This is a genomic window from Streptomyces sp. NBC_00322, from assembly GCF_036147535.1.
Lineage (GTDB): Bacteria > Actinomycetota > Actinomycetes > Streptomycetales > Streptomycetaceae > Streptomyces.
Window position 1 is genome coordinate 6,207,941 of record NZ_CP108019.1, and the last position, 21,334, is coordinate 6,229,274.

At 70.7% G+C, this 21,334-nt stretch carries 16 protein-coding genes and 2 pseudogenes; 4 read left to right on the forward strand and 14 right to left on the reverse strand.

Annotated features, from left to right (window positions below):
- Positions 1 to 16 precede the first annotated feature (16 nt).
- From OG905_RS28370 to OG905_RS28415, 10 genes are read right to left on the reverse strand one after another with little or no spacing between them, the layout of a single operon-like run.
- Complete coding sequence (locus OG905_RS28370) at positions 17 to 1,321, reverse strand: acyltransferase domain-containing protein (RefSeq protein WP_328678307.1); 1,305 nt, start codon at positions 1,319 to 1,321, stop codon at positions 17 to 19.
- 31 nt (positions 1,322 to 1,352) lie between these two features.
- A complete protein-coding gene (locus OG905_RS28375) occupies positions 1,353 to 2,111 on the reverse strand; it encodes a 4'-phosphopantetheinyl transferase family protein (RefSeq protein ID WP_328678309.1) in 759 nt (252 codons plus the stop codon).
- The gene (locus tag OG905_RS28380) at positions 2,108 to 3,451 is read right to left on the reverse strand and encodes a 3-deoxy-7-phosphoheptulonate synthase class II (RefSeq protein WP_328682653.1); all 1,344 of its coding nucleotides are present in this window, start codon (positions 3,449 to 3,451) and stop codon (positions 2,108 to 2,110) included. Before OG905_RS28380 ends, OG905_RS28375 begins: the two co-directional genes overlap by 4 nt.
- 5 nt (positions 3,452 to 3,456) lie before the next feature.
- A complete protein-coding gene (locus OG905_RS28385; RefSeq protein WP_328678311.1) occupies positions 3,457 to 5,340 on the reverse strand; it encodes an anthranilate synthase family protein in 1,884 nt (627 codons plus the stop codon).
- Positions 5,337 to 6,002, reverse strand: coding sequence for an isochorismatase family protein (locus OG905_RS28390; protein ID WP_328678313.1), 666 nt, complete (start codon positions 6,000 to 6,002; stop codon positions 5,337 to 5,339). Before OG905_RS28390 ends, OG905_RS28385 begins: the two co-directional genes overlap by 4 nt.
- A 27-nt stretch (positions 6,003 to 6,029) precedes the next feature.
- Entirely contained in the window at positions 6,030 to 6,806 is a 777-nt protein-coding gene (locus tag OG905_RS28395) for a 2,3-dihydro-2,3-dihydroxybenzoate dehydrogenase (RefSeq protein ID WP_328678314.1), read from the reverse strand.
- Positions 6,803 to 8,287, reverse strand: coding sequence for an amidohydrolase family protein (locus OG905_RS28400; protein WP_328678317.1), 1,485 nt, complete (start codon positions 8,285 to 8,287; stop codon positions 6,803 to 6,805). Before OG905_RS28400 ends, OG905_RS28395 begins: the two co-directional genes overlap by 4 nt.
- Complete coding sequence (locus OG905_RS28405) at positions 8,287 to 8,556, reverse strand: phosphopantetheine-binding protein (protein ID WP_328678318.1); 270 nt, start codon at positions 8,554 to 8,556, stop codon at positions 8,287 to 8,289. The genes OG905_RS28400 and OG905_RS28405 overlap by 1 nt, the downstream gene beginning before the upstream one ends.
- 1 nt (position 8,557) lies before the next feature.
- Complete coding sequence (locus OG905_RS28410; RefSeq protein WP_328678321.1) at positions 8,558 to 10,195, reverse strand: (2,3-dihydroxybenzoyl)adenylate synthase; 1,638 nt, start codon at positions 10,193 to 10,195, stop codon at positions 8,558 to 8,560.
- A gap of 10 nt (positions 10,196 to 10,205) precedes the next feature.
- Positions 10,206 to 11,243: a ketoacyl-ACP synthase III family protein gene (locus OG905_RS28415; protein WP_328678323.1), complete on the reverse strand. Its 1,038-nt coding sequence runs from the start codon at positions 11,241 to 11,243 to the stop codon at positions 10,206 to 10,208.
- Between the two features lie 285 nt (positions 11,244 to 11,528).
- Between OG905_RS28415 and OG905_RS28420 the strand changes: the two genes are divergently transcribed.
- The gene (locus OG905_RS28420; RefSeq protein ID WP_328678325.1) at positions 11,529 to 12,839 is read left to right on the forward strand and encodes a phenylacetate--CoA ligase family protein; all 1,311 of its coding nucleotides are present in this window, start codon (positions 11,529 to 11,531) and stop codon (positions 12,837 to 12,839) included.
- Between the two features lie 111 nt (positions 12,840 to 12,950).
- A complete protein-coding gene (locus OG905_RS28425; protein ID WP_328678327.1) occupies positions 12,951 to 18,083 on the forward strand; it encodes a type I polyketide synthase in 5,133 nt (1,710 codons plus the stop codon).
- A gap of 113 nt (positions 18,084 to 18,196) precedes the next feature.
- Here OG905_RS28425 and OG905_RS28430 read toward each other — a convergent pair whose 3' ends face one another.
- The 3 genes and pseudogenes from OG905_RS28430 to OG905_RS28435 form a co-directional block, all read right to left on the reverse strand.
- Complete coding sequence (locus OG905_RS28430; protein WP_328678329.1) at positions 18,197 to 18,334, reverse strand: hypothetical protein; 138 nt, start codon at positions 18,332 to 18,334, stop codon at positions 18,197 to 18,199.
- A 193-nt stretch (positions 18,335 to 18,527) separates the two neighbouring features.
- Positions 18,528 to 18,661 (reverse strand): annotated as a pseudogene (locus tag OG905_RS39220) (IS701 family transposase); the annotation flags it as partial.
- A 10-nt stretch (positions 18,662 to 18,671) separates the two neighbouring features.
- Positions 18,672 to 19,859, reverse strand: a complete 1,188-nt coding sequence (locus OG905_RS28435) for a serine hydrolase domain-containing protein (protein ID WP_328678331.1) — start codon at positions 19,857 to 19,859, stop codon at positions 18,672 to 18,674.
- A 104-nt stretch (positions 19,860 to 19,963) separates the two neighbouring features.
- On the opposite strand from OG905_RS28435, the gene OG905_RS28440 reads away from it, so the two are divergent.
- Complete coding sequence (locus OG905_RS28440; protein ID WP_328678333.1) at positions 19,964 to 20,542, forward strand: TetR/AcrR family transcriptional regulator; 579 nt, start codon at positions 19,964 to 19,966, stop codon at positions 20,540 to 20,542.
- A 53-nt stretch (positions 20,543 to 20,595) separates the two neighbouring features.
- Here OG905_RS28440 and OG905_RS28445 read toward each other — a convergent pair.
- A pseudogene (locus tag OG905_RS28445) lies at positions 20,596 to 20,818 on the reverse strand (site-specific integrase); the annotation flags it as partial.
- A 162-nt stretch (positions 20,819 to 20,980) separates the two neighbouring features.
- Here OG905_RS28445 and OG905_RS28450 point away from each other — a divergent pair.
- Positions 20,981 to 21,166, forward strand: coding sequence for a hypothetical protein (locus OG905_RS28450; RefSeq protein ID WP_328678334.1), 186 nt, complete (start codon positions 20,981 to 20,983; stop codon positions 21,164 to 21,166).
- Positions 21,167 to 21,334: the final 168 nt, after the last annotated feature.

Genomic DNA, 21,334 nt, shown 5'->3' on the forward strand with positions numbered 1-21,334 from the left:
GTGGGGTGGTGCGGGCTCACGGGGCGATCCCGGCGGCGACGAAGTCGACGACCTTGCCGAAGGTGTCGTAGTCGGCCACCCGCAGCCCGGCCGGCGGGACGCCGAGCCCGAAGCGGTCGCCGAGCCTGCTCAGCAGCTCGGTCTGCTTGACGGAGTCGATCCCGAGGTCCGCCTCAAGCAGCACGTCGTCGGTGAAGACCTCGTCGGGGTACTCCATGGCTTCGGCGTACAACGCCCGTACCTGGCCGGTGAGTTCATCCCGGTCCACCTCAACCGGAGCGATCTGCGCGGGAGCCGCAGCAGGAGCCGCGGCCGCCGGTCGCGCCACCGCGTCCCCGCCCAGCGGGTCCCGCAGCCCCTCCGCCGCCGTCGCCAGGCCCGCCTCGTCGTCGCGGCCCGCCAGCGGGGCCACCGCGTGCACCCCGGGCAGCGCCTCTGTGACCAGCGCGGTCAGCACCCGCCCCGCGCCGATCTCCACGAACTCCCGCGCACCGGCGGCATGCAGCGCCGACACCGACGTACGGAAGTCGACGGGCGTCACCAGGTGCAGCGCCAGCAGCTCGGCGAGGTCGTCCCCGTCGCGGTAGAAGCGGCCCAGGATCGGCGAGTACACCGGAACGGTGAGCGGCCGGGTCCGAAGCGGTGCGATACGGGCGGCGAGCTGACGCCGTGCCTCGGCGAGCAGCGGGTTGTGGAAGGGGTGCGGGGAGCGCAGCTGAGTGGACGTGATGCCGAGCTGCGCGGCGATCCCCGCGGCCGTGGCGATGGCGTCCGCCGGGCCGGAGACGACGGTCTGGCCGGCGCTGTTGTCGACGGCGAGGACCAGGGCGGGGTGGTCGATCAGCGCCACTACGCGCTCGGCCCGCTCACGTCCGCAGCCGAGCGCGAGCATCGCGCCGCCGCTGGTGTCGTGCTCGCGCAGTACGGAGATCCGCTCGCAGAGCACGGCCGCCGCGTCCGCCAGGTCGTACGCGCCCGCGCAGGTCAGCGCGGCCAGCTCGCCCAGGCTGTGTCCGAGGTGCACCGAGGCCTGCGCGCCGCGCTCGGCGAGCAGGCGGTGGGTGGCGACGGAGGTGGTGAAGACGGCCAGTTGCAGGGTGTCCGGGGCGGACGCCAGCAGGGTGGCCGGGCTCGGCGGCGAGGGCCGGAAGACGGTCGAGGACACATTGCGGCCGAGTTTTTCCTTGGCGACCGCGTCGATCTCTTCGTAGGTGTCGCGTACGGTGTCGTCGCCGCGCTCCCAGAGTCCCGCGAGGGTCCCCGGCCGGTAGGCGCCCTGCCCGGGGAAGAGGGCAACGCTCATGTGCAGTTCTCGGTTCATGGGGGATTCCAATCTCTGCGCTGCCAGCGCGCTATATGCCGGATAAGTCGGTCCGTTGCAGCGCACCGGAGTGCGTTCCCTCGACGGCGATGGCGAGGATGTGCTCGGGGCCGGGGTGGAGCAGCTCGAACGACCAGCCGTCGCCGGGTCTCTCGCGCTGCTCGGGGTCGTTGACGGTGATGCGTCCCGCTCTGCCCGCCGGCTGCGCGGCGAAGGAGAATCCGTCGAGACTCCGGTGCAGACCGGTGCCGAGAGCTTTGAGGTACGCCTCTTTGAGCACCCACAGCTCGCTGCCGCGGGCGATCCGCCCGGCGGGGGTGAGGGCAGCCAGCTCCGCGCGCTCGTCGGCGGCGAAGTAGCGGCTCACATAGTCGGTGGTTTCACAGGTGGCGGGCAGCCGCTCCACATCGGCTCCGCAGACCCGCCCCGGTGTGACGGCGCAGACGATGAGCCCCTCGGTGTGGGAGAGGCTGAACCGCATACCGTCGTCGTCCGGTTCGGCCTCGGGCCGCCCGTGCGGGCCGGCCCGGAAGCGCCAGTGGTCCAGCGGGCGGCCGGTGCGGTCGCTGAGCGCGTACCGGCACAGCAGCCGCCGGGCGAGGAAGCGCCGTCGCAGCGGGGCCGTCAACAGCCGGTCCATGCGGGCCCGTTCGTCCTCGGTGAGGAGCCGGGTGCGGCCGAGATCCGCGGCGAAGGAGTCCACGGCATGCTCGGGCAGCAGCCAGACATGCGTCAGCCCCGTGGCGGCCACCTGCTCCGCCACGGTGCTGACATCGGCCGTACCGGTCACCCGAACGTCCTGGCACGGACGAGGTCGGCGAGCCGGAACGCGAGGTCGAGCGACTGCTCCCGGTTCAGCCGGGGGTCGCAGACCGACCGGTAGCCCGCGGGCAGATCCTCGAACCCGAGCCCCGCACCGCCGCCGACGCACTCGGCCACATCGTCACCGGTCAGCTCCAGGTGTACGCCGCCGGGGTGCGCGCCGAGTCCGCCGACCACCTCGAAGAACCCGGACAGTTCGTCGAGGATGTCGTCGAACCTGCGGGTCTTGCGCCCGCACGGTGCGCTGATCGTGTTGCCGTGCATGGGATCGGACACCCACGCGACGGGCAGCCCCTCGGCCGTGACCCGCTCGACCAGGCCGGGCAGTACGGCGCGTACCTTTCCGGCGCCCATTCTGGCGACGAGGGTGAGCCTGCCCGGCTCGCGCCTCGGGTCGAGCCGGTCGATCAGACGCAGCAGTTCGTCCTGGTCGACGGTCGGTCCGATCTTGACGGCGATCGGGTTGCTGATGCCGGAGAAGTACTCCACGTGCGCGCCGTCGAGCTGCCGGGTGCGTTCACCGATCCACAGCAGATGCCCGGAGGTGGCGTAGGGCTTCCCGGTGTCGGAGTCGTTCCGGGTCAGCGCCGCTTCGTAGTCGAGGAGCAGTCCTTCGTGCGACATGAACAGCTCGCCGGGCGTGTGCCAGCCGTCGGTTCCGGTGAAGCCTCCGGCCTCCTCGATCTCGGCGATGAGCCTCTCGTGGCGGGCCCGGTCCGGCGAGTCCACGGCGAACTTCTTGATGCTCTCCAGGGCTTGTCCTGCACTGGCCGACTCGTCCGTGCCGAAGGCTCTGACCAGATTCAGGGTTGCGGCGGACGCGTTGTAGACGCGCACCATGCGATGCGGGTCGGGGGTACGGGCCGCGGTGGTGAAGGCGAATCCGTTCACGGCGTCGCCCCGGTACGCGGGCAGCTCGATGCCGTCACGGGTCTCGGTCGTCGCCGAGCGCGGCTTGGCGTACTGCCCGGCCATGCGCCCCACCGTGACCACCGGCAGGGACATCATGTATCCGAAGACCGTGGCCAGTTGCTGCAGGGTGCTCGCACTGCGGCTGATCGACGTGGCGTTGACCGCGTCGAGGGATTCGGCGCAGTCGCCGCCCTGGACGAGGAAGGCCTCGCCCTGGGCGACGGCGGCGAGCCGCTTCTTGAGGAGGTCGCACTCGCGCGGAACGACCAGGGGAAGGCTGCCGGTGAGGGCGTCGACCGCGGCGTCGAGCGCGGCGGGGTCCGGCCACTGCGGCTGCTGCTTGGCCGGCAGCGACCGCCAGGTCTGCCCGGCGCGTACGGAAGGGACGTCGACCATGGGGGTCACGCCGTGAGCTCCACTCTGTGAGGCACCGGCGCGAGAGCACCGGTGACCAGGCTGTCGAGGATTGCCGATCCGTGACGGGTCATCACCGACTCGGGGTGGAACTGCACGGAGGTGAAGCCGGGACCGCGCAGGCCGTGCACCTCACCCGTGACCGGATCGCGCGAGACCTCCACGAAGTCCCGGCACAGGGGGCTCTCCAGCAGTTCGCTGCCGGAGCGTGCGGTGAACGCGTTGTAGAAGTAGACCGGTTCCGGGCTGCCGAAGAAGTCGATCGTGCGCCGCACGCCCTGGTTCGGGAAGTCCAGCTTGTGCAGGGGCAGGCCGAGCAGTCCGCTGAGGATCTGGTGGCTCAGGCACACCGATACGAACGGCACGCGGAGGTTGAGCAGGCTGCGGGTCACCGCCCGCAGATACGCGATCTTGGGATGGTTCTCGTCGCGCGGATCACCGGGACCCGGGCCGAGTACGACGCAGTCGTAGCCGGTCAGCCGGTAGGGCTCGTCGAAGCGGCGCACCGTCACCTCGAAGCCGAGCGCCCGCAGCTGCAGTGCGCCCATCGCGGTGAAGTTGTCCTCGGCGTCGATGATCAGCAGCTTGCCGCGGGTGGCGATCCGGGGCACGGCGGGTGCGAGCCAGAAGTCCGACAGCGCTCTGTTGCGGTCGGTGAGGGCGGCTCTGATCCGCGGATGTCCGTCGAGGCCCGCGGGGCGGGCGTGTTCGGCGACGCGGCCCAGCGCGTCGAGCAGCCCGGCCGCCTTCGCCGCGGTCTCCGCGGCCTCCTTCGCGGGGTCGGAGTCGCGCACCAGCGTCGCGCCGACGCCGATCCGCATCCGTCCCTTCAGGCCGACGTCCGCCGTCCTGATCATGATCGCGGAGTCCATGCGCCGCCGGTTCGAGGCGTCCCGGCCGATGAGTGCGGCGACCCCGGAGTAGTAACCGCGCCCGGCCGGTTCGAACTTGGCGATCACCTCGCACGCGCTCTGCACCGGGCTGCCGGTCACCGTGGGCGCGAGCAGGGTCTCGTGCAGGATCTCCCGTACGTCACGACTGCTGTGCCCGACGATGCGGTACTCGGTGTGGGCGAGGTGCGCCATCTCCTTGAGCTGCGGTCCGACCACGCGCACGTCGTCGCAGACCCGGCTCATCATCTTCAGTTCCTCGTCGAGCACCATGTACAGCTCGTTGGTCTCCTTGCTGTCGGCGAGGAAGTCGAGCACGCCGTCCGGGTCCGGGCCGCCGGCCGGGTAGCGGTAGGTGCCACTGATCGGGTTCATCACGGCGACGCCGTCGTCGAGGCTGACATGGCGCTCCGGGCTGGCGCCGATGAAGGTGCGCTCGCCGGTGTGGATCAGGAACGTCCAGTACGCGCCGGGCTCGGCGCGCAGCAGCCGGCCCCAGAACGCCAGCGCGGTACGCACCGACCAGTGGGGTATCTCGGTGACGAAGGTGCGCTTGAGCACGAAGTTGGCGCCCGCGCCATGGCCGATCTCCTCGGCGAGCACCCGGCGCACCAGATCGCCGTACTCCTCGTCGTCCAGGTCGAAGGTGCCCTCGCCCATCTCGATCGGCCAGCGCAGCACCAGGTCGAGCACCTCGTCCACGGGCAGCAGAGACTGCTCTTCGACGGGCATCGCCAGCACCGGCTCGCCGTCGTCGTGGTGGTCGTAACCGCGCTCGCCGATCACCCGGTACGGCAGCAGGACGAGCGTCTCGTGCGTGTCGGGCTCGCCGAGGTCGGGGACCGGCAGCTCGGCGGTGCCCGCGACCTCGGTGAACTCGCCGAGCAGCAGGTCGACCATCTGCTCCCGGCCGCTCTCGGGACGGTGCAGCACCGCGAACGGCCTTCCGCCCCCGGCCAGTTCGTCGAGGGGGGTCATCATGAGTCTCCTACGGACGCGGTGGTCACCGTCGCGAGCGCCTGGAGCACCGTCGCGGTCGGAAGGGTCATGGCGCACCGGGTCGCCGTGTACTGCAACGCCATCCGGTGGAACTCGGGCGTGAAGTCGGCGATCGCGTCGGCCACCACGAAGGGCTGGATGTTGTGGGCGAAGGCGTCGCAGGCGGTGAGCAGGATGCCGACATGCGCGTAGATCCCACAGATGATCAGCTGGTCGCGGCCCTGCGCGGACATCAGGTCGAGCAGCCCGGTGTTGTGGAAGGCACTGGCCCGCCACTTGGTGAGTACGGTGTCGTGCTCACCGGGCGCGACGGCGTCGGGAATGCCTCTGTCCTCGGGCGCGGCCGACATGCCCGGTCCCCAGAAGTCCTGGAGCAGACCGCGCTCTTTGGGGGTCATTCCGCCCGGCTGGGCCGTGTACACGACCGGGACGCCGTGCTCCTCGCAGCTTTCGCGCAGAGCGCTGGTGTGGGCGATCAGATCGGTCAGCGGCTGCCTGCCGCCGGCGAACGGGGCGAGGAAGTAGTGCTGCATGTCGTGCACGAGCAGCACGGCCCTGCGGGTGTCGACGGTCCATGTTGCGGTGTTGGCCGGTAGGTCGACGGGCCGCGGCATCGGATAGGAGTCGATCGGCGCAATCGCCACTGGTCGTGTCCTCTTCTCATCGGTCGGTCAGGCTCCGAGCGCGGCGCCGCCGTCCACGGTCAGGTCGTGCATGGTGATGTGGGACGCCCGCTCCGAGAGCAGGAACAGCACGGCGTCGGCGATGTGCGACGGCTCGGCGATACGCCGCAATGGGATGCCGACCCGGTAGGCATCGGGCACACCCTCGATCGAGGCGCGCTCGGCGGCGTCGCCCTGGAGTGCGGTCAGCATCGGGGTCCTGGTCGAGCCCGGGGCGACCACGTTGCAGCGGATGCCGTGCGCGGCCAGTTCCAGGCCGAGGCACTTGGTGAACATCGCCGAGGCGGCCTTGGACGCCGCGTAGGCGGACATCGACATCCGCGGGGTGGCCGCGGCATTCGACGCGACCGTGACGATCGAGCCGCTGCCGCGCGGCACCATCACCCGGGCCACCGCGCGGCTGGTGTGGAAGACCCCGCCCGCGTTGACGGCGAAGGTGGTGTCCCACTCCTCGTCGGTGAGCTGGGCGGCCTGCCCGCTGCGCAGCACCCCGGCGGCGTTGACGAGGTACTCGATCGGGCCGAGTTCGACCTCGACCTTGGCCACCGCGCTGTCCACGTCGCCGCTGTCGGTGACGTCGGTGGCCACCGCGAGGACGCGTACGCCGGTCGAGTCCAGCTCGGCCGCCAGCTCCCACAGCGCCAGTACGTCGCGGTCGAGCAGCGCGACCGGTGTCTCGGCGGCCACCAGAGACCTGGCGATCTCGGCACCGATCCCCCCGGCCGCCCCCGTGACGACGGCGACGCCGGACAGCCCGCCGGTCACCGTGTCACCTCGCCGAGTATGCGCCCGACCACCTCTGACGGCACCCGCAGCGTGCGCGTCGTGAACGCGCCGAGCGCCTCGAGATAGCGCTCCTGCAGACCAGCCTCGTCGACCTCGACGCCCTTGCCGCCGGACAGCAGCGTGCGGCCGCCGACGATCACGGTGTCCACATCGGCCGAACCGGCCAGCCACAGGAAGCTCTCCAGCGGCCGGGGGTTGAGCAGATAGCGCCAGTCGTCGGCCCGTACGAGCACCAGATCGGCCTGCTTGCCGACCTCCAGGCTGCCCACCGCGTCGTCCCAGCGCAGCCCCTTCGCCGCGATCCGGGTGCCCATCGCCAGCGCGTCGCTGGGCAGCACCTCGGTCTGGTCGGCGCTCATCTCGTTGTACATCTGCCAGGCGGCGCGCATCGTCTCGGCGATCCCCGCGCTCGGCATCGACGAGCCGTCCGTCGACAGCGACACGTCCAGGCCCGCCCTGCGCAGCGCCGGGACGGCGCCGGTCTCGGTCAGCGACGACTCGCCGGACGGCCCGTACTTGCCGGGGGAGTGGCTGATGTGGGCCCGGGCCTGAAGCAGGAGCTTCTGCTCCTGCTCGTCGAGGAACGCACAGTGCCCGGCCATCAACCGCTCGTCCACGAGACCGAGTTCGGCCAGCCGGCGCACGCCCGTCTCGCCGTAGTAGGTCCGCATCAGCTCGACCTCGTTGCGCAGCGCACCGACGTGCGTCGCGAACCCGAGGTCGTGCGCGGCGACCAGGTCGGCCATGCCGCGCGCGAGTTCGTCGGTCATGTTCGTGACGTAGGCGATGCTCGGACGGCACCTGATGCGCCCCGAGGTGTCCTTGCCGACGAGCTGCAGCAGCGACTCGAAGTTCGCGAGCACCCCGTCGGCGTCCCTGGTGCGCAGATACGTGTCCTGGTCGGGCGGGCAGATCGCGTCGCTCGCCCAGGTGCTCGCGGAGAACCGGATGCCCAGACGCTGCGCCGCGGCGACCATCGAGTGCGGGCGGTTGAGCGAGCCCATGTCGCCGAGGGTGGTCACCCCGCCGCGCAGCTGGGTCCACATCGAGTACTCGGCGATGGCCTGTGCCTCGTCCGGGGTCATGCCGTCGATGAGGTCGTCGAAGCGGTCGAAGGTGGCGGAGATCTGGTGCATGTCGCCGCCGCCGCCCATGAACGCGACCTGGTCCTCACGGTCGGAGACCGGACGCAGGGCGCCGCGCATCGGGAAGCGCATGGCGAACATCTCGTGCCAGTGCGCGTTGACGAAGCCCGGCAGCACCATCATGCGGCCGGCGTCGGTCCTCTTCATCGCGGCCTTCTGCGCCGGGTCGAGGGCGGCGGCCGCCTCCTCGACCTCGGCCGCGCTGCCGACCGCGGCGATCGTGCCGTCCACGATCAGCACCGCGCCGCGGGCGTGCACGCTCTCCTCGGCGTCCGCCGTGTAGACGGTGCCGCCGGTGATCAGCTGGACGCTCATCACGCCACCCCGGGCTCGGTCGACGCGGGCACGGCGATGGAGGCGAAGTGCGCGAGCCAGCCGTTCAGCGTGGGAGCGGCGACCAGCTCGTCGAACTGGACCGGGATCTTGTTCTTGCGCCAGCGGCTGACCAGCCGCATGATCTCCAGCGAACTCAGGCCGAGAACCACCAGGTTGGCGTCCGGCTCGATCGCCTCGGGCTCAAGGCCCAGCAGCGGCGCGACCGTTGCGCGCAGATCGAGCTCAGTAGGGGTCGGAGTGATGTCCACGTCAGCCTTCCTGCTCGGACGCGGCTATGACGGCCAGCGCCTTCTTGTCGACTTTGCCCAGCGGCGTCAGGGGGAGCTCGAGCACGTAACGCACCACGTCGGGCAGCTTGTAGTCCGCGACGCCGCGGGAGTGAATGGCCTTCTTGAGCTCGGCCGGCGCCAACTGCTCGCCGTCCGGGACGAGATACGCGCAGATCCGCTCGCCGAGGAACTCGTCGGGCACGCCGATCACGGCGGCCTGGGCGATCGACGGCAGCGCCAGCAGATGGTCCTCGACCTCGCCCGCGGAGATCTTGTCGCCACCGCGGATGATCATGTCCTTGATGCGGCCCTCGATCACCAGGTCACCGTCCTCGGTGAGCCGGGCGAGGTCACCGGTGCGGTAGAAGCCGTCCTCGGTGAAGGCGCGCCTGTTGTACTCGGGCACCCCGTAGTAGCCCCGCAGGGTGTACGGGCCGCGGGTGATCAGCTCGCCGACGGAGCCGGCGGGCAGTACGTTGCCGTCCTCGTCGACGATGCGCAGTTCGTCGGCGTCCGAGATCGGCTTGCCCTGGGTGGTGAGCACCGACTCGGCCGGGTCGTCCGGCCTGCTGAAGGTCAGCAGCCCCTCGGCCATGCCGAACACCTGCTGGAGCGAGCAGCCCAGCGTCGGCGCGATGCGCTCGGTGAACTCGCGCGTCATCCGCGCCCCGCCGACCTGCACCAGCCGAAGGCTGCTCAGATCGTCCTCGCTCCACTCGGCGGCCTCCAGCCACAGCTGCATGATCGAGGGCACCATCGAGGTGACGGTGACGCTGTGCTGCTCGATCAGCGGGAAGCAGTCCAGGGGGTTGGGGGTGTCGGCCAGGACGACGGTTCCGCCGGTCTGGAAGGTGCCGATCACTCCGGGGCAGCCGTAGGCGAAGTTGAACTCGACCGGCAGCACGGCGAGATAGGTGTCATCGCTGGTCAGCTCGCACACCTGGGCCGCGCGCCTGGACTGGTAGACGTAGTCGTCGTGGGTGCGCGGGATCAGCTTGGGCAGCGCCGTGGTCCCGCCCGAGAGCAGGAAGAACGCCACATCTGCCGCGTCGGGCTCGGCCAGCGGCCCGGACTCGGACTCGGACTCGGGCGCGGTGGAGGCGAGCTCCAGCTCGGACACCGAGACGAAGCCCTCGCTCTTCTCGCCGAGCACGAACAGCGTGCGCAGCTCGGGGGCGCCGGCCTGGATCTCCAGCGCCATCTCGCGGTGGTCGAACCCGCGGTGCGTCTCGGGCAGTACGTAGCCGGTGGCCCCGCTGAGCTCCACAAGGTGGGAGATCTCCGTCGAGCGGTGCGCGGGCAGCGAGAAGACCAGCTTCGCGCCGATACGCATCAGGGCGAAGGCGATCGCCACGAACTCCGGGACGTTGGGCAGCTGCACCACGAGCCGGTCGTTCTCGCGCACCCCGTGCGCGGCGAACCCGGCGGCCAGCCGGTCGGCCCACTGGTCGAGTTCGACGTAGCTGATCCGGCGGCCGCCGTGCACCAGCGCGGTGGCGGAGCCGTACCGGCGCGCGGCGCCTCGCAGCAGCGCGCCGAGCGTCTCACCGCGCCAGATGCCCTGCTCGCGGTAGCGCTGGGCGACATCGGACGGCCAAGGAGTGCATCCGGCAAGCATCTTCGAACTCCTACTCGGCTTCGGGTGCGGATTCGGTGATGCGTACGACGGCGGCGCCCGCCTCCATGCCGGTGCTCGCGCCGATCAGCAGGACGTGGTCGCCGGGCCCCACCTGGCCGGTGCGCCAGACGTGCTCAAGGCCAAGGAACAGGTCGGCCGCGCCCGTGTGCCCGATGGTGTTGACGTACTCCCACAGGGCCTTGTCCTCGTCGACGTCGAGCGGCAGCAGGAACATGGCCTCCAGCGCGGGCCGGCCGAAGCCGACGTGGCAGACCCTGGCGACCTGATCGAAGGTCAGGTCCGCCTCCTTGAGCGTGCGCTCGGCGATCTCGGCGACCTTGTCGCCGAAGTTCTTGATCGGCGGGGCCTGGCCGGCCGCCCACTGCTCACGGACCTTCTGGGCCCGCTCGCCGAAGTTCAGGCCGCGGCCCCGGGTGACGCCCGGCGGGAAGAGCTCCTCGCCCGCCCGGTGGAGGATCTCCATCGAGGAGTCGGACAGCGAACCGACCGCGAGCAGCTCGGCGAAGCCGCCGCGCCGCGAGAGCACCACGGCGGAGCCGGCGTCGGCGAGCACGAAGAGACTGGAGGAACGCCAGCGCTCCACACCCGGAGTTGAGTAGTTGTCGCCCGTGGTGATCAGCGCGGCGTCGTGCGTGGGGTTGGCGATCAGCCGGTTGGCTGCCACTTCCACGGAGGCGAGCATGCCGAGGCAGCCCTGCTTGATCTCCACGGCGGGCACCGGGCGGTCGACGGTGTTGTTGAGGATGTAGTGCACCGCCGACCAGCCGTCGGGACCCTGGTGGTGGGTGTAGCTGTGCAGCAGGATGCCGATGTCGTCGGGCCCGTGGCCGGATGCGGACAGTGCGGCCCTGGCCGCGTCGATCGCCATGTCGGGCGCGGGTGTCGACTCGCTGACGGCCGCGGAACGCATGCCGGAGGCCTGCCTGCTCTCCTCGTCGTACAGGCCTTCCTCGACCGCGCGCTCGGCCGGGTACAGGGGCGGCAGATGGCTGCCGATCCCGGCGAGATACAGGTTCTCGGTCCTCATCGCGCCGACTCCTTCGTGGGGTGGATGCGTTTCGCGGCAAGCACAACACGGGGGCTGACGGGCCTCATGAGTAGGCGCTACTCAAGGTCCCGTCTTAGACACCGTCTAAGACGGGACCCTACTAAGGGTCCCCTACGCAGGTGATCCGGCCCCTGCCGGCCTGTGCCCCCGTTGGCTGATTTGAGTAGCGACTACTCGGGCCCGGGCCCGGACCGCGGTGTGTGCTGGGCGGGTATCCGCCGCGTGCCGTCCGCTCGCGGCCCCCGGCACAGACGAGGAGATCCGATGTCGTGGTCGCGTCCGGAACTGGGCGACTGGTCAAGTCCCGCCGAACTCACGCAGCTGCAGCGGGCGGAGCTGCCGCGGGTGATCGCCCAGGCGATGCGCTCGCCGTTCTACGCCGCCCGCCATGACGGCCGCGCCGTGCCGCGCGACGCGGAGGACTTCGCCGGCATCGAGCTGACCACCAAGCAGGATCTGCGCGACCAGTACCCCTTCGGAATGCTCGCGGTGGACCGCCAGAAGCTGGCCACCTACCACGAGTCGAGCGGCACGGCCGGGGATCCCACCGCCTCGTACTACACCGACGACGACTGGGCCGACCTCGCCGAACGCTACGCACGCAAGTGGGTCGGCATCACCCCCTCGGACACCTTCCTGGTGCGCACACCGTACGGCCTGGTGATCACCGCGCATCTGGCGCAGGCCGCCGGACGGCTGCGCGGCGCCACGATCGTGCCGGGCGACGCCCGTTCGCTCGCCACCCCGCTGCCCCGGATGGTCCGCGTCATGCGGGCCCTGGACGTCTCGCTGACCTGGTGCAACCCGACCGAGATCATGATGCTCGCCGCCGCGGCCAAGGCCGCAGGGTTGCGCCCGGACCAGGACTTCCCCGCACTGCGGGCCATGTTCACCGCGGCGGAACCGCTGACCGAGGTGCGACGGCGCCGGCTCAGCGAGATCTGGGGCGGCATCCCGATCGTCGAGGAGTACGGCTCGACCGAGACCGGCACCATCGCCGGCCAGTGCCCGAACGGCGCCCTGCACCTGTGGGCGGACCGCGCGATCTTCGAGGTCTTCGACCCCGAGACCGGTGAACTGTCCCCGTCCGGCCGCGGCCAGCTGGTCGTGACCCCGCTCTACCGCGAGGCCATGCCGCTGCTGCGCTACAACCTCGCCGACGACGTCGAGGTGTCCGACGCGGAGTGCTCCTGCGGCTGGCTGCTGCCGACGGTCCGCGTGCTCGGGCGATCCGGGACCGGCTATCCGGTCGGCGCGTCGACGGTCACCCAACAGCGGCTCGAGGAGCTGGTGTTCAGCCTCCCCGGCAGCTACGAGGTGATGTTCTGGCGGGCAATGGCCCACCCGGACGTGCTGCGCCTGGAGTTCGAGGCACCCGACGAGAGCCGCGACCAGGCGGTCAAGGAGCTGGCCGGACTGATCGACCGCGAGCTCGGCGTACCGCACCGCATCACCGCACTGCCGTTGGGCACGCTCGTGCCCCGCGAAGCGCTCACGGCGCAGCGCGACATCCTCAAGGCCCGCTATCTGTTCGGCGAGGGCGAGGACTGGGACAAGGCGGTCATGTACGCATGAGCCGCCTCCCGCTGCCCGCCCTGCGAGCGTGTTCCGCCGATTCCGGCCGACTTCTTCTTGTCCCGTCGTCGTCCGCTGTGGACGATGCCCGACCCGTAAGCGGTGACCCCCATGGTGAGTGAGTTGTCCCCCCTGCCGCCGACCCCCGAAGACCGGATCGCCATCGTCGGCATCGGCTGCCGCTTCCCCGGTGGCGCCAACTCGCCACAAGCGCTGTGGGAGTTGCTGATGGGCGCGGTCGACGCGTCCGGCCCGATTCCCGAGGACCGCTGGGCGCCGCAGCGCGCCCAGTCGCGCGAGAACGCCGCCGTCCTGTCGCGGGTGACCTCCAACGGCGCTTTCCTGGGCGACATCAGCGGATTCGACGCCTCCTTCTTCGGCATCTCGGCCACCGAGGCCCGCCAGCTCGACCCGCAGCAGCGCATGGCGCTGGAGGTGGCCTGGGAGGCACTGGAGCACGCGGGCATCCCCGCCTCCACCCTCGCGGGCAGCGACACCGGCGTGTTCGTCGGCGTCGGCACCGACGACTACGGCCGCCGTCTCCTCGAAGACCTGCCGGGAGTCGAGGCCTGGACCGGAATCGGCTCCTCGCTGTGCGGTGTGCCCAACCGGATCTCGTACACCCTCGATCTGCGCGGTCCGAGCGTCGCCGTGGACACCGCCTGCTCGTCCTCGCTGGTCGCACTGCACCAGGCGTGCGCCAGCCTCCAGCGCGGTGAGGTACCGGTCGCACTCGCGGGCGGCATCATGCTGATGGCCGGCCCGGGGCTGACCACCGTGCTCGACATCGCCGGCGCCATCTCGCCCGACGGCCGGTCCAAGGCCTTCGACGAGGCCGCCAACGGCTACGGCCGCGGCGAGGGCTGCGGCATCGTCGTACTCAAGCGGCTCGCCGACGCCCGGCGCGACGGCGACCGGATCATCGCCCTGGTCCGCGGCAGCGCCGTGCACCAGGACGGCCGCACCGACGGCATCATGGCGCCCAGCTCCTCGGCGCAGGCGCATCTGCTGCGCAAGGCGTACGAGTCGGCGGGCGTCGCGCCGTCCGAGGTCGACTACGTCGAGGCGCACGGCACCGGCACCAAGGTCGGCGACCCGATCGAGGCCGCCGCGCTCGCCGAAGTCGTCGGCGCCCGCGCCGCGGGACAACGTCCGTGCCTCATCGGCTCGGTGAAGACGAACATCGGGCACTGCGAGGCGGCGGCGGGCATCGCCGGGCTGATCAAGACGGCGCTCGCCATGCAGCACGGGATCATCCCGCCGACCCTGACCGTGGACGGTCCCCGCAAGGACATCCCGTGGGCGGATTCCGGGCTCAGCCTGGTCAGTGAGGCCACGCCGTGGCCCGACTCCGGCCGGCCGCGGCTCGCAGGAGTCGCCAGTTACGGGTACGGCGGCACCATCGCGCACGCGGTACTGGAGCAGGCCCCGGTCACCGATGAGGCACTTCTCACCGATGAGACCGAGAAGGCCGAGCCGGCGGACCCCACAGGGCTCACCGTCTACCCACTGTCATCGGCGACGGCGCCCGGGCTCGCCGCACAGGCCGCCCGGCTGGGCGAGGCGCTGCACGCGCACGCGCTCCCCGATGTCGGGCACACCCTCGCGCACCACAGGGCGCACCTGTCCGCCCGCGCCGTCGTGGTCGCGGCTGACCGGGCCGAACTCGCCGACGGTCTCGGCGCCTTGGCCGAGGGAGCGGTCCTTCCCACCGTCGTCACCGGCGAGACGTCCGGACCGCCGCGCTCGCCGGTCTGGGTGTTCTCCGGACACGGCGCACAGTGGTCGGGCATGGGCCAGGACCTGCTCGCCCAGGAGCCGGTGTTCGCCGCGGCCATCGACCGGCTCGGCCCCATCTACTCCGAGGAACTCGGAGTCACCCCGCGCGAGGTGCTCAGCAGCGGTGACCTCGGCTCGGTCGACATCATCCAGTCGATGCTGTTCGCCATGCAGATCGGCCTCGCCGAGGTCTGGCGCCGCTACGGCGTCACGCCCGGCGCGGTGATCGGGCACTCCGTCGGCGAGATCGCCGCGGCGGTCGTCGCGGGAGTGCTGTCCGAACAGGACGGCGCGCGGCTGGTCTGCCGCCGCTCGGGACTGCTGCGCAAGGTGGCGGGCCGAGGTGCGATGATCATGGTCGACCGGCCCTTCGACGAGGTACAGGACGCCATCGGCGCCACCGACACCCTCTGCGCCGCAATCGCCGCCGCCCCCTCGTCCACCGTCGTCGCCGGAGACATACCGGCCGTCGACGAAGCCGCCGAGCAATGGGCCGAACTGGGCTGGACCGTACGCAGGGTCGACTCCGACGTCGCCTTCCACAGCGCGCACATGGACACGATCAGCGCCGACCTCGCCGCCGCCGTCGCCGATCTCCAGGCAGGGCCCGCGCAGGTGCCGCTCTACCTCACCGCGCTCGACGACCCCAGGTCGACGCGACGCCAGGACGCCGGCTACTGGGCGCTCAATCTGCGTAATCCGGTGCGCTTCCAGCAGGCGGTCGAGGCGGCGTTCGAGGACGGCCACCGGCTCTTCCTGGAGATCTCCGCGCACCCCGTCGTCGGCCACTCGATCAACGAGACCGTCTCGGGCGCCGGAGACACCCTGGTCACACCCAGCCTTCGCCGCCACCGCCCGGAGCGGACCACCCTGCTCACCTCGCTCGCCGCACTGCACTGCCAGGGCGTCCCGGTCGACTGGTCGGTCCTGCAGCCCATCGGGAACCGCACCGACCTGCCCACCACCGCCTGGCAGCACGCCCGGCACTGGGTCGACGCACGCGACCGCAGCGAGTCGCCGGTCGACACGCTGCTCGGCACCGAGACCGGGGTGCACGGCTCCCGGCTGCGGGTCTGGCAGACCACACTCGACCTGCGCACCCGGCCCTACCCGCGCCGCCACCCCGTACTGAACACGGAGATCGTCCCGGCCGCCGTGCTGGTCAACACCTTCCTCACCGCGGGCCGTACCGACGTGCTCACCGATCTGCGGCTGCGGCAGCCGGTCGTGGTTCCCGAGCAGGAGACGCGGGAACTGCAGATCGTCCGCGACGACACCGCTCTGACCCTGGTCTCCCGCCGGCTCGGCGCACCCGACTCGGCCTGGTCCACCCACACACTCGCCACCGTCGGCGGGGGAGCGGCGCCCGAGCCCGTACCCATCGGACAGACCCCCGAGACCCTCGACCCGGGCTATGTCATCGAGCGGCTCGCCGAACTGGGCGTCGCCGACATGGGATACCCCTGGCGGATCGAGGAACTGCGCCGCGGCGAGGGCACCTTGACCGCCACCGCGAGCGCCGAACTGGACCGCAGCTGGGCCGCCGTCCTCGACGCCGCCCTCTCGATGGCCTCGGTCATCTTCCCCGGCCCCGGCGTGCTGCGGATGCCTTCGTACGTGGACCAGGTGACCCGGACCGGGCAGCCGCCGCGGACCGCGACGATCTCGGTCAGGCTCGACGAGGAGCACCCCACGACCGTGCACGTCGACATCCGCGGCGAGGCCGACGGCGACGAGTCCGTCCTCACCCTGCGCGGGCTGCGCTACAGCGAGCTCGAAGGCGACCTGTCCGGAGAGGAGCAGAGCACCAGCGGCCGCTTCGAACTGGACTGGCAGCCCTTCCCGGTGGACACCGGCGCGCACACCGCCCTCCCCGACCGCACCGTGCTGGTGCTCGGCCCTGACGACCTGGCCCGCGCGCTCGTTCCCGCATGCGCCGAGCACGGTGCGACGGTCAGCGTCGACCGGGCCGACCTGGACGACGCCGACCATGTGCTGTTCGCGCCGCACGCGATACCGGCCGCCGATGTCGCGGTGGCCTTCGCCGAACTCGTCGGCGCCATCGCCGCGCTGCCGGGCCGCAAGCCCACGCTGTGGTGCCTGACCACGGGAGTACGTGAGGCCGCATCGGCCGACGAGCTCAACCACGCCCCGCTGTGGGGCATGGGCCGGGTCGCCGCGAGCGAACACCCCGAATTCTGGGGCGGCGTGGTCGACCTGCCGGCCGGGCCGCTGGAGGAACTGCCCGCCGGGCTGCTGCTGAGCCTGCTGCACCTGCGCCCGGCCGAGCCGGTGCTCGCCGTCACCGACGGCGAGGTGCGGGTGCCCCGGCTCGTACCGGCCGAACTCGCCGAGGACGGCGAGCCGTTCACCTGCCGGGCCGACGGAACGTATCTGATCACCGGCGGTCTCGGAGTGCTCGGCCTGGTGCTCGCCGAGCACCTCGCCCGGCGCGGCGCCCGCCGCATCGTGCTCCTCGGCCGCACCGCGGTGCCCCCGCGGACACAGTGGTCCGACGACGACCCCCGGGTCGCCGCGCTGCGCCGACTGGAGGCCGCAGGGGTCACCGTCACCACCGTGGCCGCCGACATCACCGACCTCGGCGCCACCCGGGCGGCGCTCGACGCGCTCCAACTGCCGCCGATCCGGGGCGTGGTCCACGCGGCGGGCACCGTGCACAGCGCGCTCCTGCACCGGCTGGACGCCGGGCATCTGCGGGACGTCATGCGGCCCAAGGTCGACGGCGCGATGGTGCTCCACGAGCTGTTCCCGCCCGGGTCGACGGACTTCTTCGTCCTGTTCTCCTCGTGCGGACCGCTGCTCGGTCTGCCCGGCCAGGGCGCGTACGCGGCGGCCAACGCCTTCCTCGACGCACTGGCCGCCCACCGGCGGGCCGCCGGTCACGAGGAGACGGTGAGCATCGCCTGGACCAGCTGGCGCGGAATGGGCATGGCGACGGCGGCCTCGGCCACCGACGCCGAACTGGCCGCCCGCGGCACCGCGGACATCGCCCCCGACCAGGCGCTGCGCGCCTTCGACCAGACCGTCGGCCGCGCGCCGAGCGGCCTGGTCACCGTCCTGAGCCTGCTGCGCGGCCACACCGGCCCGCGGCCCGCCCTGCTGGCGGAACTGGCCCAGGACGACACGTCCCAGCCGGCCGAGGTACCCGACTGGGTCGGCCTCACCGGGGACGAACTGGCCGCGTATCTGCTCGACGACGTACGCCAGCGGGTCGCCGTCGTCCTCGGCGTCCAGCCGGCGGCGGTCGGCGTCCACCGCCCGCTCACCGAGGCGGGCGTCGACTCGCTGCTGGCGACGGCGGTACGGGTCGCGCTGGAACGGGACCTGGGCGTGGCGCTGCCGGCGACGCTGCTGTGGAACTACCCGACGGTGAGCGAGATCGCGGGCTTCCTGGCGGGTGTGCTGGGGGAGAGTGCTGACGCCTCGAACCGGACCTCCGCCTGACGGGGGGCTCCGCCCCGAATCCGGCCTCGTGGGTCTCCCGGACGACGTCCGGGGGAGTTGGAGGCGCGGTTCGGGGCGGAGCCTGTTCGGCGGGCTGCCGGGCGATTACGGTCCTACGCCGGGTCACCGCCCAGTTTGGCGACGGGCTGGGTGATGGGCTCCTCGGCGGGTTGGAACGACATCTGCAACCGGGGGAGATATCCGGCGTCGTACGGGCCTTCGGCTTCCGCGACGGGGCGTGACAGCAGCATGCCCGGACTGTAGCTCCCGGCACTGACACACCCGGCCGGCGGTCGGCATCCGCCACGGCCGATTCGTTCCGAGACCCAGAGCGATGGCAGCCATCAGCTTGGGAAACACGGGAGCTGTCGGGGGGACCGTGCCGATGACCTGCCTGGACCACCGCATTACCGGCGATGGAGGGCGATGCCTGGAGACCGGCATTGACAGCAGACCGAGCACCAGCCGCCCGGCCCGGCGCCGGGTTCAACCCGTGCGAAGCGGCCCGCGATCCGGCCCATGATGGCCTCGAACTCACCCCGCCAATGGGCGGGATCCACGCTGTGGCCCGCGGCCACCATCTCTTTTTCAGTGATGCAGGTTCTGGGAGAGGTCCCGCATGGCGTCGATGGTTTCCTGCTCGTCTTGCTCTGTGCCGTGGTCGCTGAGTTTCACGATCACGGTGCGCTTGGCCGGATTGACGTAGATGTACTGGCCGTAGATGCCTACCGCGCTGAAGTCGCCCGTGGCGCCGCTGGGATGCCACCACTGAGCGGAGTAGCCCCATCCGTCGGCCATGGTCGCCACGGGGGTGCTCAGGCGGTCGACCCAGGCCTGGGGGACGATCTGGCGGTCGCCGGCCCGGCCGTTGTCAAGGACGAGCTGTCCTATCTTGGCGAAGTCACGGGCGGTGGCGTTCAGGCAGCAGAAGGACTTCTCCATGCCTCCCTCACTGTCCAGGTTCCAGGTGGCATCGGCTTCGGCGCCCATCGGCTGCCAGATGCGCTCCTGGAGTAGCGCCGCCACGGATTTGCCCTCCACACGGTGCAGGATCTGGCCCAGGAGCTGGGTGTCCACGCTGCGGTAGTCGCTCGTGCTGCCCGGGGTGAAGCGCAGGGTGCGGTTGTCCTTGATGAAGTTCGGCAGGTCGGTGGTGAGGTACATCCGCGGGGTGCCGGACAGAGGTATGCGGCTGTAGTCCTCGCTCACGTCGATGCCGCTGCTCATGTCCAGCAGGTGCCGCACGGTAATGCGGTCGTAGGCGTCGCCCTTTTTGAGTTCGGGCAGCAAGTCCACCAGAAGGTCGTCCTCGCGCAGGTGTCCTTCGGCGATGGACTGTCCGACCAGCAGGGAGACCACGGACTTTGCAGTGGACCAGGAGGCGTGACGGGTCTGGGCGCCGACGCCGTCGCGGTACCACTCGTGGATCAGCTGACCGTCGCGCAGGACCAGGAAGGCGTTGGTGTGGGTGTCTTTCAGGAATTGCCGGGTGTTCTTGCGCCCGTCCTTCCACGCCACGGTGGCCGGCAGGGCCCGCAGGGCTTGCTGCAGCGGTACCGGTTTGGTGGACGCGGGCACTGTACGGGCCGGGAAGAGGGCGCCTTGCTGCGAGGGCGGGGTGTCCGACAGACGGATGAGGGAGAGGGGGGACGGAAGGCTGAGCGCTGCCGTCGCCGCCCAGGGACCGGCGACGAGAGCGGTCAGAGCCGTCGGTACGGCGATGGCGGCCCGCCGGTTCCGGCGGAGGAATGCACGCAGGGGCGAAGAGGGGGCCATGGGAATCTCCTGAGGTGAATGACAGTCGTAATTGATAACAGTCGTTATGGATGACGACTGTAATCTATGATGGGTAGCCGAGCAACCGAAGAGAGAAGACCCCGATGCCCCAGGCCCCTGACAACCGCCGTACGGAACTCCTTGACGCCGTCGTCGCCCACCTGACCGAGCACGGCATCGCCGGCCTCTCCTTGCGCCCGCTGGCCAAGGCCCTGGGGCAGAGCACCTACGTGCTCACCTACCACTTCAAAGACAAGAGCGGCCTGCTCGCCGCCGTCCTCGACCACCTCGACCAACAGGACCGCGAGGCGCTGCAGAAGTGGGCGTCCCAGGCGCCGCCGGGCTCGCCGGGCGCGGGGATCCTCGCGTTCTGGCACTGGCAGACCAGGCCGGAGGCACTCCCGCTCCTCCGCCTCAACTACGAGATCTTCGGGCTGCTGTCGAGTCGACGCATCAGCGGCCATCACCCGCGCATGATCGAGGACTGGATCGACTTCATCGCTCACCAGCTCATGGCATACGGCCGGGGAGCCCGGGCCGCACGCATCGATGCCACCCTGATCTCCGCGGCCCTCTCCGGGCTTACTCAAGACTTCCTCATCACGGGCGACACCCACAGGATCGAGGAGGCCCTGGCCCGCCTCGCCGAATTCACCGATGAGTCGAGTCCGGGCAGCAAGTAGCCCGGCCGCACCTGGGCCAGGAGGCCGGGGCCGCTTGACGTCCGTCCCGGTCGGCGCCCTCTGTCGCCGGGTGCGAGCAGGCTGGTGATCTCAGCGATCGCTTTGTGAGGGGGCTTGAAGTAGTGGCGGAGCTCCCGGCTTCTTGTGCCGTGACTGGGTCATCAGCGTCGGCAGACTCGCTCCCGCTTCGCCGAGATGAGACAGGCTCGAATGCCGGTAGTCATGGAGGTCCCAGCCCATTCCGGGCCTGCGTACCGCGGTGTGCTCGTCCAGCAGCCACTGAAAACTCCACCGAAATGAAACTTGCGGTACTGAAATCTTCAGAGCCGTCCGACAGCCCGCACCCGCCCAGCCGAGCAAGATCATGATCTACAGCTGGAGTACTAGGCGTGTAATTTCGATGGGGTGCCTTATTCCGACGCAGACCGAAACCGGCTCATGAAGCAGACGCTCGACGACTTCGCCATGCGTAGCGACGAGGGGTTGGACAACATTCTCGGGCATGTGAGGCACCGCATCGAAACTGCTCGCCGCATGGGCGTGGAGGTACCGGACAACTTGTCCGACCGTGTGGAGCGTCTCTCTCTTCAGCGCGGCTGGCCGGCGCTGTGGTCCACGTCCTGAGCTTGGCAATCGCCGAGCCTCGACGGCTCGATTGTGCCTCTGGCCAGGTGCAACGGCCGCTTGAAGCAAACCCGGAAGCCTGTGTCACTAACCCTCATTGACCGTGATTCCTCGCCCTATCGGGCACGGTTCGGGCACGTCGGCCTGCTGATCCGCAGTTCTATAGGG

Coding starts and splice junctions, on each gene's coding strand:
- OG905_RS28370 (WP_328678307.1), bottom strand. CDS start 1,321: ATGAACCGAGAACTGCACATGAGCGTTGCCCTCTTCCCCGGGCAGGGC.
- OG905_RS28380 (WP_328682653.1), bottom strand. CDS start 3,451: ATGGTCGACGTCCCTTCCGTACGCGCCGGGCAGACCTGGCGGTCGCTG.
- OG905_RS28385 (WP_328678311.1), bottom strand. CDS start 5,340: ATGATGACCCCCCTCGACGAACTGGCCGGGGGCGGAAGGCCGTTCGCG.
- OG905_RS28400 (WP_328678317.1), bottom strand. CDS start 8,287: ATGAGCGTCCAGCTGATCACCGGCGGCACCGTCTACACGGCGGACGCC.
- OG905_RS28410 (WP_328678321.1), bottom strand. CDS start 10,195: ATGCTTGCCGGATGCACTCCTTGGCCGTCCGATGTCGCCCAGCGCTAC.
- OG905_RS28415 (WP_328678323.1), bottom strand. CDS start 11,243: ATGAGGACCGAGAACCTGTATCTCGCCGGGATCGGCAGCCATCTGCCG.
- OG905_RS28420 (WP_328678325.1), top strand. CDS start 11,529: ATGTCGTGGTCGCGTCCGGAACTGGGCGACTGGTCAAGTCCCGCCGAA.
- OG905_RS28425 (WP_328678327.1), top strand. CDS start 12,951: ATGGTGAGTGAGTTGTCCCCCCTGCCGCCGACCCCCGAAGACCGGATC.
- OG905_RS28430 (WP_328678329.1), bottom strand. CDS start 18,334: ATGCTGCTGTCACGCCCCGTCGCGGAAGCCGAAGGCCCGTACGACGCC.
- OG905_RS28435 (WP_328678331.1), bottom strand. CDS start 19,859: ATGGCCCCCTCTTCGCCCCTGCGTGCATTCCTCCGCCGGAACCGGCGG.
- OG905_RS28440 (WP_328678333.1), top strand. CDS start 19,964: ATGCCCCAGGCCCCTGACAACCGCCGTACGGAACTCCTTGACGCCGTC.
- OG905_RS28450 (WP_328678334.1), top strand. CDS start 20,981: ATGAAGCAGACGCTCGACGACTTCGCCATGCGTAGCGACGAGGGGTTG.